At 73.6% G+C, this 14,157-nt stretch carries 15 protein-coding genes; 8 read left to right on the top strand and 7 right to left on the bottom strand.

The genetic code is table 11. The annotated features are described in order from the left end of the window. Positions 1-13 precede the first annotated feature (13 nt). Positions 14-931 (top strand): M48 family metalloprotease, encoded by a 918-nt coding sequence (locus Vau01_RS42725; RefSeq protein WP_204005764.1) that lies wholly within the window; start codon positions 14-16, stop codon positions 929-931. A 5-nt stretch (positions 932-936) separates the two neighbouring features. Here the strand turns inward: Vau01_RS42725 and Vau01_RS42720 are convergent, their stop codons facing one another. Beyond that, complete coding sequence (locus Vau01_RS42720; protein WP_204005763.1) at positions 937-1,695, bottom strand: class I SAM-dependent methyltransferase; 759 nt, start codon at positions 1,693-1,695, stop codon at positions 937-939. A 58-nt stretch (positions 1,696-1,753) separates the two neighbouring features. Here Vau01_RS42720 and Vau01_RS42715 point away from each other — a divergent pair, with 58 nt between their 5' ends. Further along, positions 1,754-2,548 (top strand): endonuclease/exonuclease/phosphatase family protein, encoded by a 795-nt coding sequence (locus tag Vau01_RS42715; RefSeq protein WP_204005762.1) that lies wholly within the window; start codon positions 1,754-1,756, stop codon positions 2,546-2,548. A 340-nt stretch (positions 2,549-2,888) separates the two neighbouring features. On the opposite strand, the gene Vau01_RS42710 is transcribed toward Vau01_RS42715, so the two are convergent. The 3 genes from Vau01_RS42710 to Vau01_RS42700 all read right to left on the bottom strand — a co-directional run bounded on the left by Vau01_RS42710 (position 2,889) and on the right by Vau01_RS42700 (position 7,735). Further along, positions 2,889-3,374 carry a GNAT family N-acetyltransferase gene (locus Vau01_RS42710; RefSeq protein WP_204005761.1) on the bottom strand — a complete coding sequence of 162 codons (486 nt, stop codon included), beginning with the start codon at positions 3,372-3,374 and terminating at the stop codon, positions 2,889-2,891. 108 nt (positions 3,375-3,482) lie between these two features. Beyond that, entirely contained in the window at positions 3,483-6,371 is a 2,889-nt protein-coding gene (locus Vau01_RS42705) for a hypothetical protein (protein ID WP_204005760.1), read from the bottom strand. Next, positions 6,368-7,735 (bottom strand): SWIM zinc finger family protein, encoded by a 1,368-nt coding sequence (locus Vau01_RS42700; RefSeq protein ID WP_204005758.1) that lies wholly within the window; start codon positions 7,733-7,735, stop codon positions 6,368-6,370. The genes Vau01_RS42705 and Vau01_RS42700 overlap by 4 nt, the downstream gene beginning before the upstream one ends. A gap of 76 nt (positions 7,736-7,811) precedes the next feature. Here Vau01_RS42700 and Vau01_RS42695 point away from each other — a divergent pair, with 76 nt between their 5' ends. Together Vau01_RS42695 and Vau01_RS42690 are read left to right on the top strand one after the other, a co-directional pair. Then, positions 7,812-9,125: a serine hydrolase domain-containing protein gene (locus tag Vau01_RS42695; RefSeq protein ID WP_204005757.1), complete on the top strand. Its 1,314-nt coding sequence runs from the start codon at positions 7,812-7,814 to the stop codon at positions 9,123-9,125. A gap of 13 nt (positions 9,126-9,138) precedes the next feature. After that, positions 9,139-9,888 (top strand): MerR family transcriptional regulator, encoded by a 750-nt coding sequence (locus Vau01_RS42690; protein ID WP_239152301.1) that lies wholly within the window; start codon positions 9,139-9,141, stop codon positions 9,886-9,888. Here Vau01_RS42690 and Vau01_RS42685 read toward each other — a convergent pair. Together Vau01_RS42685 and Vau01_RS42680 are read right to left on the bottom strand one after the other, a co-directional pair. Further along, on the bottom strand, positions 9,861-10,376 hold the full coding sequence (locus Vau01_RS42685; RefSeq protein ID WP_204005756.1) for an NUDIX domain-containing protein: 516 nt from the start codon (positions 10,374-10,376) through the stop codon (positions 9,861-9,863). The genes Vau01_RS42690 and Vau01_RS42685 overlap by 28 nt on opposite strands. Before the next feature lie 9 nt (positions 10,377-10,385). Continuing rightward, on the bottom strand, positions 10,386-11,339 hold the full coding sequence (locus tag Vau01_RS42680) for a GlxA family transcriptional regulator (RefSeq protein WP_204005755.1): 954 nt from the start codon (positions 11,337-11,339) through the stop codon (positions 10,386-10,388). Between the two features lie 93 nt (positions 11,340-11,432). On the opposite strand from Vau01_RS42680, the gene Vau01_RS42675 reads away from it, so the two are divergent. From Vau01_RS42675 to Vau01_RS42665, 3 genes are all read left to right on the top strand, one after another. After that, complete coding sequence (locus tag Vau01_RS42675; RefSeq protein ID WP_204005754.1) at positions 11,433-11,882, top strand: hypothetical protein; 450 nt, start codon at positions 11,433-11,435, stop codon at positions 11,880-11,882. Between the two features lie 5 nt (positions 11,883-11,887). Then, positions 11,888-12,118 carry a DUF3817 domain-containing protein gene (locus tag Vau01_RS42670; RefSeq protein ID WP_239152300.1) on the top strand — a complete coding sequence of 77 codons (231 nt, stop codon included), beginning with the start codon at positions 11,888-11,890 and terminating at the stop codon, positions 12,116-12,118. An 87-nt stretch (positions 12,119-12,205) separates the two neighbouring features. Beyond that, a complete protein-coding gene (locus Vau01_RS42665) occupies positions 12,206-12,778 on the top strand; it encodes a dihydrofolate reductase family protein (protein ID WP_204005753.1) in 573 nt (190 codons plus the stop codon). On the opposite strand, the gene Vau01_RS42660 is transcribed toward Vau01_RS42665, so the two are convergent. Beyond that, positions 12,760-13,470: a helix-turn-helix domain-containing protein gene (locus Vau01_RS42660; RefSeq protein WP_204005752.1), complete on the bottom strand. Its 711-nt coding sequence runs from the start codon at positions 13,468-13,470 to the stop codon at positions 12,760-12,762. The two genes, Vau01_RS42665 and Vau01_RS42660, sit on opposite strands and share 19 nt — an antisense overlap. A 33-nt stretch (positions 13,471-13,503) precedes the next feature. Between Vau01_RS42660 and Vau01_RS42655 the strand changes: the two genes are divergently transcribed. Beyond that, entirely contained in the window at positions 13,504-14,148 is a 645-nt protein-coding gene (locus Vau01_RS42655) for a hypothetical protein (RefSeq protein WP_204005749.1), read from the top strand. Positions 14,149-14,157: the final 9 nt, after the last annotated feature.

Here is a 14,157-nt window from a genome sequence, read left to right as displayed (position 1 = left end):
GCACACTGGGATCGTGTTCGACCATTTCCTGCTGTCCGTCGTGATCGTGCCGCCGGTGTTCGTCGCGGTGGTGCGGCTGCTCGCCGACCGGTTCGCGCCGTCGCTGGCCGCCGGCGTCCTGGCGTGGACGGCGGCCACGGCCGCGGTGGCGAGCATGGCGAACCTCGCGGTGTTCGCGCTGCACGCGGCGGCCGAGGTGCCCGTCGTCGGGCAGACGTTCGGCTGGTCGTCCCGGGTGGTCGCCGACGACACGGCGAACGTGGCGTGGGTACCGTGGCTGAGCGTCGCCCTGCTGGCCGCCGCCACCGGGTCGGTCGCGCACCGCTGGCGCGTCCACCGCGCCGCGCTGCGCCGGGCCCGCCGGCAGGCACCCGCCGCCGGGGGTCTGGTCCTGGTGCCCGACGACGCCGCGACGGCGTTCGCGGTGCCGGGCCGCCCGGGTCACGTCGTGGTGACCACCGGCATGCGCGCGACGCTGTCCGCCCGCCAGTTCGACGCGCTGCTGGCGCACGAGAACGCCCACCTGGCCGGCGGGCACCACCGGCTCGTCCGTGCGGCGGAACTCGCGGCCGCCGCGCACCCGGCGCTGCGCTGGGTCGCCCGCCACGTCGGCTATCTCGTCGAACGGGCGGCCGACGAGCAGGCCGCCGCCGCCGTCGGCAGCCGGCGCACGGTCGCACACGCGATCGGCGCCGCCGCCCTGGCGTCCGCCGGAACCGCCCCCGGCCTGAACGCCGGCGCCCCCGGTCTCAACGCCGCCGCGCCGGGCGGCGTCGTGCCGCGCCGCGTCGCCGAGCTGCTCCGCCCGCGCGCCCGCGCCAACCTGTGGGCGCTGAGCGCGTTACCGGTCGGCCTCGCGGTGTTCACGATCGCCTGGACCGGCGAGGCCATCTACGACCTCGGCGAACTGATCGGCCTCGCCCACCGGTAGGCGCCTCAGCGGCGCACCGCCGTCACCAGGTCGGTGACCATGGCCAGTTCGACGTCGTCGCCGTAGCCGGTGAGCGTCGCGGTGACCTCTCTTGTCAGGTCGGCGCGCACCTCGGGCGGCAGGATCAGGTGGGCCGACGAGGTGTTGACGCGCGCCACGAAGTCGGCCACCGGCATCCGGTGCGACCAGTGGTACCGGTGCGTGCGCAGGTCGGCGAAGTGCCGGTCGAGCCCCGCGCGCCACTCCTCGGGGAGGTCCCCGTCATCGGGTTGTTCCTCGACCGTGCGGACCTCGATGCCGTGCCGGTCGTAGGCGGCCGTGAACGCGGCACGGATCCGCTGGTCGACGTAGCGGTCGTCGTTCCAGAACAGGGCGAGCACCCCACCGGTGCGCACCGCGGCGGCGGCGTTGGCCCAGCGCGTTTCCGGATCGGTCCAGTGCCAGGCCTGCGCGCTGATCAGGCCGTCGAATCCGGACGCCGACCATTGCTCGAACGTGGTCACGTGCACGTCGGCGGCGCCGACCTTCGCGGTCAGCACGGCCGCCATCTCCGGGTCCGGCTCGACGCAGGTCAGGTCGACGCCGCGGGCCGCGAACGCCGCGGTGGCGATGCCCGTGCCGGCACCGACCTCGAGGACCCGCCGACCCGGCAGCAGGGCGACCACGTCGTCGACCAATCGGTCCGGATACCGCGGCCGGTAGGCGTCGTAGCTCGCGGCGACCGCGCCGAAGCTCCGCGCGCGAACGGCGTCGAGGTCGGCCATGCCGGCCATCCTCACACGCCGTTAAGATCATGTGGACCGGCTGGATGGGAGCCTCCGCGTGCGGATCGCGAGCGTGAACGCCTGGGGCGGCGCCATGGCCGACGCCCTTCTCGGCTGGCTGCCGGGCAGCGGCGCCCACGTCGTCTGCCTGCAGGAGGTCACCCGCACCCCGGGCCTGTCCGGCTGGACCCGTTTCGAGGACGGCGAACGGAGCCTCCCGCAACGCGCCGACCTGCTGGCCGACGTCGACGGCGCGCTACCGGGTCACCAGGCCGTCTTCGTCGCCAGCGACTCCGGCCCCGTCCACGACGAGGCCGGTACCCGCCACCGCCAGGACTTCGGCGTGGCGACGCTGGTTAGCGACGACCTGCCCGTCATCGCCGTCGAGTCCGCCTTCGTGCACGGGGATTTTGTCGACCACACCGAGTGGACGGTCGCCGACCGCCCGCGGGTCGCCCTGGCGATACGGACCCTCGACCGCGACTCCGGCCGGCCGGTCTGCGTGGTGCAGGTACACGGCCTCCGCGAGCCGGCCGGCAAGCACGACACCCCCGCCCGCCGCCACCAGGCCGAGCGGCTGGCCGACCTGACCCGCCGGATCCGGGCCCGCGACGATCTGGTGGTCGTCTGCGGCGACCTCAACCTGCTGCCCGACAGCGAGACCTTCGACATCCTGGCCGAGGCCGGCCTGACCGACCTGGTGGGCAAGGCCGACACCCGCACGTCCCACTACCGCAAGCCGGTACGGCACGCCAGCTACCTGCTGGTCTCCGACGTCGCCGCCGTCACGAGGTTCGAGATCCTCGACGAGCCGGAGGTCTCCGACCACCGCGCCCTCGTCCTCGACATCTAGTGTCCCGAGTCGTTGATTCGGCCGCAGCTGGCGAAGGTGAAATTCCGACGTTCGGGGTGACGCGGAAGTCGTCCGCCGGAAGCGGCCGGGAGGCAACACAGTTGGTGACGGATTCCGGCCCGCCCCTCGCCGCCGCCCTGTCCAAGATCTTCTTTTGAGGAAGAAAGCTCAAGTGAGACTGCACGTTTGTTCCTCAAAAGGTGATCTTGGAGGGTGTCACCGGCATTGATCGGCTCGGCCACGGAAGCGGAGGGTGACCTCGCCGGCCCGGCATGGCGAGAGCGGGGCATGAGAGAGCGGGACCCATCCTCAACCGCCACCGAACCAACGACTCAGGACACTAGGCGAGCCGGCGCACGCGCCACACCACGCCGCGGGCGGGATCGCCCGACGCGCTCGGCTCGATCCGGTCGACGGTGAAGCCCTCCCGCTCGTAGAACGCGCCCGCCCGCCCGTTGCCGACGAAGTGCTCGATGTACAACCGGTCGGCGTCCGACGGCAGGTGCCCGATCAGCGCGTCGATCAGGCGGGGACCGATCCCGCGGCTGCGGAACCCCGGATCGACGTACAGCTTGTAGACCACATGCTCGTCCCCCCGCCGCCCCCGCTGCCCGACACCGACCACCACCCCACCAACCTCGGCGACGACGACCAGACCCTCCGCCACCGCCCTGCCGATCTCCGCCGCGTTCCACCACCGCCGCACCTGCTCCGCCGCCGCCTCCGCGCCGATCAGTGGCGCATAGTGCGGCGGAACATGCTCCACCCCGAACCCGCACACCCCCCGCCACATCCCCGCCGAACGCTTCCCGAACCACCACCTCACCCACGCCGCCCCCTCTCACCCGTCGATCTTGCAGTTGTGGTGCCTCACGAAGCGTGTCGAATCCGGGCAACCCTGGCACCACAACTGCAAGATCGACTCCGGGGGGCGTCAGCGGAGGGCGCGGCACAGGCGGTTGGCCTCCGTTACCAGGCGGGAGGTGCCCTTGCGGGCGGCGACCGCCGTCACCAGGGCGCGGAGTTCGGGGTCGGGCCCGGCCGGGGTCGACTCGGCCGTCACCGCGGCCAGCGCCAGCAGGTCGGGGGTGCCGGACCTCGGCTTGTCCTGCGTCAGGAGGGCGGGCAGCATCGCGGCGGTGATGTGCCAGACCGTGCCGGCGGCGCCGGCACGGGCGGCCTCGCCGAGCGCGGCGACCACCCGGGAGAGGACGACCACGCCCTCACCGGTCAGCTCGCCGAGCGCTCGGCCGAGCAGCGGCCCGGCCAGGTCGCCGCGCCCGGCCATCGCGCCGGTCGCGCCCTGCCCGGCCATTGCGCGCGGCCCGGCCATTGCGCCCGGCCCGGCCATCGCGCCCGTGCCGGGCACTGCGCCGGGGCCGACCATCGCGCCCGGCACTGCGCCGGCCATCACGCCCGGGCCTGCCGTTGCGCCGGGCCCGGCCGTCGCGCCCAGGCCGGCCGTCGCGCCCGTGCCCGAGACTGCGCCGGCCGTCGTGCCCAGGCCGGCCATTGCGCCGGGGGCGGTCAGGTCGCCGCGGCCGGCGAGGTGGACCAGCGCGTCGACGGCCGGAAGCCGGTCGCGTTCGCGTTTGGCGGCGAGGCCGTAGGCGAGGGCGAGAGCCATCGCCGGGCCGAACGGGCCGGAGCACCGGGCCAGGGCGGGCAGGGTCTCGGTGCCACCGCTGCGGTCCTGGTCGGCGGCTCCGGTGATCATCGGCTGGATGTGTGCGGCGGCGATCTCCCGGTGCGACGGCGTCACGGACGGCCACCTCGTCATCGACGGCGCCCAGTGGTGGCCGTAGGCCCGTTGCCGTGCCGCCGGGCCGCCGGCCAGGTGCAGCAGGCGGGCGGGGACGGCGAGGTCGGCCGCCCGGTCGGGCGGTGGTGCGGGCACCTCCACCGTCAACCGGAACGCCGGCTGGCTCATGCAGTAGCACTGGTAGCCGTGGTAGTAGGACGTGTGGGAGTTGCGGCACTCCGGCTGGGGAACCCGCACCCGGGCGACCGCCGGATCGGCCAGGCCGCCGGCCGCCAGCCAGCGGTGGAACACGCGGCCCGCGGGGCTGCCGAGCGCGGCGGCGGCCGCGGTCACCGCCGGGTCGACGGTGCGGGGCAGCCGCAGCAGCGCCTGGGAGAGGTCGACCCGCCCGGGGTGGATCCCGTCGCGTTCGGCGCGGACCAGCAGGCTCAGCACCCGCTCCGGGTCGACGTGGCCGTCTTCGGTGGCCGGGGTGGACAGCAGCGCCGCGGGGGACGATCCGTCGGCCAGCCGTTCGGCGATCTCCGCCAGGCGTGCCGTCAGCAGTTCCTCGGGTGGCGCGGGGGTCTGGCTCCCGGCCTGGGGTGGGGGAGCCGGCAGGAGTTGCCCGCCGCCGGCGGCCCGCAGGACGTTGCACAGTTCGCCGTACCAGGATCCGCCGCCCCAGCCGGGCACCACCGGCGCGAGGACCGTGCCCAGGGCGGCCCGGTCGGTGTGGGCGAACCGCACCGCCGCGTCGAGGACCCGTTCCAGCGCGATCGGATCGGACATGTCGCGCATGATCCGCCGCACCTCGCCGACGAGTTCGCCCAGCGAGCCGATCGGCGGTGGCGCCGCGAGAACCGGCTCGCCGAGCGGGAGCAGGTCGGCCGGCCCGGCAGCGGCGTCGGCCGGAACACCGAGGAGGTCGGAGACCCGCCGGGCGAGGTCTCCGGACAGGTCGGGCAGGGCGTCGATCACCGCCTTGCGGACGTCGTCGCCGGCGGCGGGCAGGTGGCGCGCGATGACGTCGAGAGCGCGGTCGGCGAGGTCGGACGCCTCGTTGCCCAGGCCCGTCGCGGCCGCGCCGAGCAGCCGGGCCAGGTGCTCCGGGTTCCGGCTCGCCATGCTGGCAAGCCAGGTGAGCTGGGTGCGTACCAGCTTCTTCTCCCGGCGCAGCAGGATCGCGTGGCTGCTCTCGACCACCACGTCGACCAGCGCGTCGGCCGGTAGGCAGCCGGAGCCGTCGAGCTCGCGCAGCGCGTACTGGGCGTGGTCGGCGACGTAGCCGCTGGGGCTGGACAGCAGCCCCAGGTACTCCTGCCGGTGCGCGGCGATCTCGGTGGGCGTCACCTCGAGCAGCACGTGGATCTTCAGGATGTTGCCCATCGCCGTGACCCGGTCGCCGGCCCGCATCCGCCACAAACAGCCGGACAGCACCTGCTCGCGGTCGACCCGGCCCTCGGCGCACAGCGCGACCAGCTCCTCGGGCCAGTCTCCGGACAGCTCGGCGGCCAGCGTGTCGACCTCGAACATGCGGCCGACCATCGCCGTGAGCCACGGGTCGGCGCGCAGCGCGTCGGGCAACCGCCGCTGGATGTCGGTGGCGCGCCCCCCGAACCGGGCCCAACCGCGCACGAACACGTCGCCCATCGGCGGTTCGGCGCCGCCGGCCAGCACGAGCGCCGCGGCGATCCGCCAGTCGGACGCGATCGTGGTGGCCCGCATGCGGTCGGCGAGCTGGCGGCCGACCACGGCCAGTGCCGGCCGCCCCGGCGCGCCCAGGACACGCACCAGCGGCTCGGGGTCCTTGCCCCGCAGGTTCCACCGCAGGGTGCGATGCCGCAGCCAGCTGACCACGCCCGCCGCACCCGGGGCGCAACCGGCCCCGGCCACCGTCAGTGGCCACGCCTCGGTCTGGTGGCGTTGCCAGCCGCCGGCGCTGAGCTGATCGACGTGTTCGCGCAGCTCGGGGAAGAGCGCACGGCGGGTCTTCTCGTCGGCGGCCACGAGCGCGTCGACGATCTCGGTGACGGCGCCGGCCGCGATCAGCCCGGCCAGCCGCGGGTAGTCGAGGGTCACCGCGCACCTCCGGCCGCTCCGGCCGCTCCGGCCGCCAGGACGTGCGTACACGGCCCGCGTTCGCCCCGATGGTCGACCCACCAGCTGCAGGTGCAGCCGAGACCGCCGCCGGCCACCGGGTAGACCCGGTACGTCCGCTCGCCGGCGCGCACCTCGAACCCCTCGCCCGACGGCGTGACGTGCCCACCGTCGACGAGCGCGCGGGCCCCCGCCAACCGCGGGTTGAGCCCGGTGACGAGGGCGGGGTCGAAGGGCAGTTCGCGGTGGAAGTAGGCGGCCTCGGCCGGGTCGTAGCCGACGCGCCCGGAGGTGGCCAGCACGGCGAGCGCCGCCCGGACCCGTTGCGGCGCCAGGCCGCCCGCCGACGCGACGGCGTCGACGTCGACCACCTGCGCCCAGCCGAGCAACGGCGCGACCGTTTCGGCGTCGTCCGCGGCCGTCGGGTCGGCCAACGCCTCCAGCAGCCCGCCCTCGCCGGAGAAACCGCGGAACGTGCCGGGGGAGAGCAGCAGCAGGAACCGCATCGCGCCGAGGTCGAGCTCCCACCCGCTCGGCGCCGGCCCGCTGCCCGGCGCCACGGACGGGCCGAACACGCGCAACCCGCGGGCGAAGCGCAGCAACGGACGCAGCAGCGCCAGCCGGCCCGGGCCGGCCAGGCACACCGCGCCGCGGGCCGGAGCCGTCGCCACCCGCAGCGACCGGCCGACCTGGCTGACCCAGCGCACCTCGCGGCTCGCCGCCGACGGCAGCCGGTTGATGAACGCGGTGGTCTCCGCCGGGGTGAGCGCGGCCCGTGGCTCGAACCGGGCGGCGATCGCCGGCACCTCGGCCAGGCTCCGCAGCCACCGTTCGGGCAGCGGCACCTTCTTCTCGACGACCGCGCCGTCGAGGGTGGTGACCGTGAGATCGTCGGGACCCACCGACAACCGCAGCGGATCGCGCCCGCCGACGCGGGTGAGCGCCGCGTACAGCGGCGGATTGACGTCGACGTTGGTGGTGCCGTGGTCGAGCCGGTCACCGTCGAGCCCGGCGGGCAGGACGTCGAGCCGCGCGTACGCGCCGCAGCAGGCCGAGAACGACTCGAACCGCAACCGCTCGCCGCCGCAGGTGACGATCGGATCGCGGTAGCCGCCGAACGACCCGTCGAGCGGCTGGCCGGCGCGACGGAAGTCGGTGCGGGCGACGTCGGCCAGGGTGAGCAGGCCCACCGCGGCCGGCTCACCGGCGGTGAGGAAGCCGGTGAAGAACCGCGGATTGGCGAGCAGGCCGCGTTCGGTGCGGCCGCCGGACGTCTGCAGCGTCAGCCGCCGGTCGTGCAGCGCCGAGGCGGCCGGATACCGGTAACTCTGCGTCCCCGTGGTCATGCCAAGACCCTAAAGCCGGGCACCGACAAAAATGGTCCTTGACCCTGCCCCAGGGGCAAGGTTCGAGGATCGACGCATGACCATCACCGAGCGGATCACCGCCTTCTGCGAAGCCAACCGGATTCCCGGATTCCTCGCCGGCCTGCACCACAAGGGAGAGCGCACCGTCGTCGCGCACGGCACCGCGAACCTGGCCACGAACGCCCCGATGCGCGCGGACACCGGCTTCCTGTTCGGCTCCATCACCAAGATCATGACAACGACGCTCGTCCTGCAGCAGATGGAGAAGGGCGTCCTCGACCTCGACGCACCGGTCGCCGAATACCTGCCGGTCGACATCGAGGGGCTCCGGGTGCGTCACCTCCTCAACGCCACCAGCGGGATCGACGCCGACCTCTTCTTCCCGGACGCCGCCGGCCGCGACGCCCTCCGCGTCTACGTGGAGCGGCTCGGCCGCGAGTGCGGCCAGCTGTTCGCGCCGGGGGAGCACGTCAGCTACTCCAACGGCGGCATGATCGTCGCCGGGCGGTTGCTGGAGGTGGTGACCGGCCTGCCGTACCACGAACTCCTCGAGCGCGACGTGTTCGCCGTCGCCGGGATGGTGGACTCGTGCACGTCGGCCGAGCGGGCGATCCTGCGCTCCACCGCCGTCGGGCATTTCGCCGACCCGGAGACCGGCGACATCAGGCCGACCGGCATGTTCATGCTGCCGCAGACGTGGGGGCCGGCCGGCGGCACACCGATCGGCACCGTCGACGACCTGCTGGCCTTCGGCCGGGCATATCTCGATCGTCGGTTGCTGTCCGCGGCGTCGGTCGCGCTGATGGAGACGGTCACCGGAGATCCGGGGACGCCGAACGCGTCGCCGATCGGCCTCGGCTGGCTGGTGCGCTCGATGGCCGGCACGACCGTGCTGACCATGTCCGGCGCCTCGCCCGGCGGCGTGGCGGTGCTGGTGGTCATGCCGGAGCGCGACCTGGTGTTCGCCGCGTACGGCAACGACCCGCGGGCGCTCGAACTGCACGACGACCTGCTGGACCACCTCGCCAGCGACGTCGAGAAGCCGGTCTACACGCGGCAGGACATCGACCTGACGCCCTACGCGGGCACGTACCGCTCGAACCAGCTCCGGATCGACGTGCGCATCGCCGACGGCGAACTGGAGGAACAGGTGACGTACGAACCTGCCGACGCGTCCCAGAAAAAGATCTTCACCGGTTTCATCGGCGGCCCCTTCGAGGCGCCGCCGACCCGGTACGTGCCGATCGGTGAGGGTCTCTTCGCTCCGGCCGGGCTGCCGCTGGACACCCTGCCGCCGCACTATGTCGTCTCGTACCACGACGGCGCGGCGTTCCGGTGCTCCGGCGGCCGGATGACCCGGCGGGTCTGACACGATGCGCCCGGTGAACCACCTGTTGACGATCGGCCAGCTCGCCGCCTACGCCGGCGTCACCATCAAGGCGGTCCGGGTCTACCACGGGAAGGGGCTGCTGCCCGAGCCGCCCCGCGACTCCTCCGGCTACCGGCGCTACGGCGCGGAGCACGCGATCCAGCTCGTGAAGATCAAGACTCTGGTGGACGCCGGTGTGCCGCTGGCCCGCATCAAGGACGTCCTCGGCGCCGGCCCGGACCGGTTCGCCGCCGCGATCGACGAGATCGACGCGTCGCTGCGCAGGCGCGCCGAGGAGATCCGCCGGACCCGGCAACGGATCGCCCACCTGCGCAGCGGCGACCGCCTCTTCGTGTCGGAGGAGGTCGCCGGGTACCTGGACGTGTTGCGCGAGATCGGGGTCAGCGAGCGCAGCGTCCTCCTGGAGCGGGACCTGTGGGTCCTGCTGTCGTCGGCGGCGCCCGATCAGGCCGCGGCCTGGATCGCCGACAAGCTCGACGCGATCGCCGACCCCGAGTTCCGCGCGCTGAACCTCGCCTACGACGCCGCGTTCGACTGGTCACCGGACGACCCGCGCCTGCCCGCGCTGGCCGACCGGACGCGGAGGTGGCTCGCCGGGCGCGACGGCGGCGCGGAGGCCGCGATGCCGGACGACGACTCGATGGCCCGGCTGGCCGCCGCGACGGCGGGTGCTTCCTCGCCGGCCCTGCTCCGGATCGCCGAATTGATCAAAAGCTATGGAGACGCCCGCAGCCGCCGGTAGGCCTCGAAGCCGTCGGGCACCCACGGCCACTCGTCTTCGTCGATGCGGCGGCGCAACTCGTCCTCGGCGAGGAAGGCGTACCAGTCGACCTCCTCGGGCTGCGGGTGGACCGGTACGTCGCAGCGCACCTCGTAGACCGCCGACCACCAGGTGTGCTCGGGCGTCTCGTACAGGAAGCGGAACAGCGGCGTCGGCGCGGGCAGCGTCGGCACCCCCAACTCCTCGGCGGCCTCCCGCCGGGCCGCCTCGTCGTACGTCTCGCCGGTGCCGAGCACACCGCCGACGAACATGTCGTACCGCGACGGGAACACCAGTTTCCGCGCGGTGCGCCGGTGCACGAAGACGCGCCCGGCCGGGTCCCGGACGAGCACGAACGCCGCCCGGTGCCGCAACCGTTCGGCGTACACCCGATGCCGTGGCGCCTGCCCGACGACCCGGTCCTCCTCGTCGACGATGTCCAGAATCTCGTCCTGCGCCAGCGGTTCCACCCGACGAACCTAGCTCGCCGCGCTCGTGTGAAACGCGGCGCGGTACGTCTGCGGGCTCGTGCCGACGATGCGCTTGAAGCGGTCGCGGAACGCCGTCGGTGAACCGAATCCGACCTGTGCGGCGATGCGGTCGACCGGCTCATCGGTCGCTTCGAGCAGGTGCTGTGCCCGTCGGATGCGGCTGCGCAGCAGCCACTGCAGCGGCGTGGTGCCGGTCTGCTCGCGGAAGCGGCGGTTGAGCGTGCGGGTGCTCATGCCGGCGTGCGCGGCGATGTCGTCGAGGGTGAGGTCGCGGGCGGCGTTGTCCTGCATCCACCGCAGCACCGGTTCGAGTTCCGACCCGCGCGGGGCCGGCGGCCGGTCGTGGACGACGAACTGGGCCTGCCCGCCCTCGCGCTCCAGTGGCATCACCGCGAGCCGGGCGGATTCGGCGGCCACGGCGGAACCGTGGTCGCGGCGGATCAGGTACAGGCACAGGTCGAGACCGGCGGCGGCGCCGGCCGACGTCAGGAACTGGCCGTTGTCGACGTAGAGGACCCCCGGGTCGACCTCGATCTCCGGGTACCGCTCGGCGAGGACGCCGGCGGCGATCCAATGGGTGGTCGCGCGCTGCCCGTTGAGCAGGCCGGTGGCGGCGAGGATGAACGCGCCGACACAGATGGAGGCGATCCGGGCGCCGTCGGCGGCGGCCGTGCGGAGGGCGGCGATCACCTCGTCGGGGACCGGGGCGGTGGGGTCGGCGCAGCCGGGCAGGACGATCGTGTCCGCGCCGCGGAGACCGTCGAGCCCCCAGGGCGCGCGCAGCGTGAAGGCTCCGGCGTCGACCGTCGGCGCGGCGCCGCACACCCGCACCCGGTAGGCGGGACGGTCGCCCGGCAGCCGGATCCGGGTGAACACCTCGATCGGCGTGGCGAGGTCGAACGGGAGGACGCGGTCCAACGCGACCACGGCGACGGTGTGCATGGCTCGTCACCGTACGCCGGTTGGCGAGAATCCGTTGGAGGGTGGCAATCCAGCCACTTCCGGGCGTCACCCGCTGTCACTACCGTCGCCCGGGTGACCAAGATCCTGCTCTCGGTACACGTGCTCGCTGCCATCATCGCGATCGGACCGGTCACCGTCGCCGCCAGCATGTTCCCGGCGACCGCCCGGCGCGCCCTGGGCCCGGCCGGCACCGACCGCGACCTGGCCGTGCTCCGCTCGCTGTACCGGATCTGCCGCGTCTACGCGACGCTCGGCGTCGTGGTGCCCGTGTTCGGGCTGGCCACCGCCAGCAGCCTCGGCGTACTGGGCGACGCGTGGCTGATCGTCTCGATCGCGCTGACCGCCGCCGCCGCGGCCGTGCTCATCGCGGTGGTGCTTCCCCGCCAGGCGCGGTTGGCGGCCCCGGAACCGGACCGGCACGCGCTGGTCGGGCTGGCGATGGTCACCGGGACGTTCAACCTGTTGTGGGCGGTGGTCACGGTCCTGATGATCGTCCGCCCCGGCTCGACCACGGGGGTGTGACGCCGGTGCGGGCACTCCGGTTCGCCGCCGCCGCGGAAATCGTGACCCTGGTGGTCCTGCTGGCCAACCTCGTCACCGTGCACCACCCCGCGGTGTCGTCCGCGATCGGGCCCGTCCACGGATGCGCCTACCTGTTCGTCGTCATCCTGACCGTGCGCCTGAGCCGGGCCGCCCGCACCCGGGCGACGGCCCTGATCCCCGGAGTCGGCGGCCTCCTCGTCCTGCGTCGCCTGTGACGGCCGTCGTTTCCGTACAAGACCGGGGCTTCGAGCGTCTCCTAGCCTGGCGAAGCGTTTCAGCGGAGCGGATCGTGAGGAGACACCATGCGCGAGTTGGTCTACACCGGGTTCATGTCGCTCGACGGCGTCGTGGACTCGCCGGGCGGTGGGCCGGGCGAGGAGCACCGCGGCGGCGGCTGGGTGGCCCACGACTTTCTGCCCGAGGCCTTCGCGCTCAAGGGCGAGGAACTCGCCGACACCACGGCGCTGCTGTTCGGCCGGCGCAGCTACGAGCTGTTCGCACCGGTCTGGCGGGAGTCGGACGACCACGCGAGCTACAAGGACCTGCCCAAGTACGTCCTGTCGACCACGCTGCCCGACGACGCCCTCGTCGACGGGTGGGGGCCGACGACGATCCTGCGGTCGGACGACGACGTCGCCGAGCTGAAGAAGACCGAGGGCGGCGGGATCTTCATCCACGGCAGCGCCGAGGTCGCCCGGCGGCTGTCGGACGCGGGCCTGATCGACCGGTACAACCTGCTCGTCTTCCCGGTGCTGCTCGGCGCCGGCAAGAGCGTCTTCAGCACGACCGACCGCGACAAGCACCAACTGCGCCTGCGGGAGTCCCAGGCCTACAAGAACGGCGTCGTGAAGATGATCTACGAGGTGGTGCGCTGATCCAGGGCCAAGGCGATGGGACCGCCGGAGCGCTCGCGCAGTTGTCCGGCCGTCCGGCCGACGTAGCGGCGTAGCGCGCGGGCCAGGTGCGGCTCGTCGAAGTACGCCAGGCCCGACACGACGTCGGCGACCGGGGTGCCGGTGGCGAGCAGCGTCGAGGCGGTGCGGGCCCGCTCGATCTGCCGGACGGCGCCCCGGGTGAGCCCTGTCGCCGTCCGGAACCGGCGTTCGACGGTGCGTTCCGACACCCGCGGACGGTGCCCACCGCGGACCTCGGCGACCAGCGGGTCGCGGACGACCACCCCGGCGCGGACCAGCCGTCCGACGAGGGCCTCGGCGTCGTCGGGGCCCGGCGTCTCCCAGTGGGCGCCGTCCAGCACGAACGTGCGGCGGGTGGCGTCGGGGAGGTCGACGCCGCCGTCGACGAGCGACGCCGTGGGCACGACCCGCAACGACGTGCCGACGGCGAACTCGATGCCGACGAACGTGGCGCCCTCCGGAACCGGTGCGGTGCCGGTGGCCGTCTCGGGACCGGAGACCGAGGCGTGCGGCCGGCCCTCGTGCTGCCAGAACACCAGGCCCCAGGTCACCGCCGCCACCGACGTCATCGTCGAGACCCGGTCGCTGGTGCACGTCCACACCGTGTCGACCCACGGCGAGTCGGATCCACGAGTCCCGAACCGCAGTTCCACAAGCGGGCACGATACGTGGTCACAATGGAGTTCGTGGATCCGTACAGCTACCCGTTGATGCGGCGGCTCGTGCGGCCCGCCTCCATCGTCGTGGCCGGTGTGGCGATCTCCGTTGTCGGCGGGCTGGCCTGGCACGGCGGCAGGGTGTGGCTGGTCGTGCCGATCGGGATGACCGCGTTCGTCGCGGCCGTCATGGTTCTGCCGGCCTTCATCCGCGCGGGCGGGCCCGGCGGCGTCGACGTCGGTGACAGCTGGGGGTGGCTCACGGTCATGAGCGCCCTGCTGGTGAACATGGCGGCGTTGTTCGCGCTCCCGGCGTGGTACGACCAGGCCAACGCCCGGCCGGTGACGGCCTCGGTCGTCACCGCCGACAGCGACCGCGGACCGGGCCATCAGCTGGTCGGGCTGGAGGCCGGCCGGGACGACCTCGGGAACGTCTGGGTCGAGGACGACCGCGACCTGGCCGTGGGCGACCGGGTGGTGGTGTACGTCGACCGGTGGGGGTGGGCGCGGATCACCGACGGGTCGGAGGACCGGGCCACCACGCTGCTCGGATACGGGATGGGCGCCGTCGGGTTGGCGGGGTTCGTCGTGCTGCTGGCGGTACAGGCCCGCGTCGACCGGCGGGAGTTCGTCGGCCGCGAACGGCGGCGGGACGGCCGGACCGCCGTCCCATAGACGGATGCG

The organism is Virgisporangium aurantiacum (assembly GCF_016863635.1).
Classification (GTDB): domain Bacteria; phylum Actinomycetota; class Actinomycetes; order Mycobacteriales; family Micromonosporaceae; genus Virgisporangium; species Virgisporangium aurantiacum.
This window is presented reverse-complemented; position numbering and strand designations above follow the sequence as displayed.

What these genes read in the sequence shown, in the direction of transcription:
- Vau01_RS42700 (WP_204005758.1), bottom strand. Translation starts at nt 7,735, where the DNA reads ATGACCACGGGGACGCAGAGTTACCGGTATCCGGCCGCCTCGGCGCTG.
- Vau01_RS42720 (WP_204005763.1), bottom strand. Translation starts at nt 1,695, where the DNA reads ATGGCCGACCTCGACGCCGTTCGCGCGCGGAGCTTCGGCGCGGTCGCC.
- Vau01_RS42695 (WP_204005757.1), top strand. Translation starts at nt 7,812, where the DNA reads ATGACCATCACCGAGCGGATCACCGCCTTCTGCGAAGCCAACCGGATT.
- Vau01_RS42680 (WP_204005755.1), bottom strand. Translation starts at nt 11,339, where the DNA reads ATGCACACCGTCGCCGTGGTCGCGTTGGACCGCGTCCTCCCGTTCGAC.
- Vau01_RS42665 (WP_204005753.1), top strand. Translation starts at nt 12,206, where the DNA reads ATGCGCGAGTTGGTCTACACCGGGTTCATGTCGCTCGACGGCGTCGTG.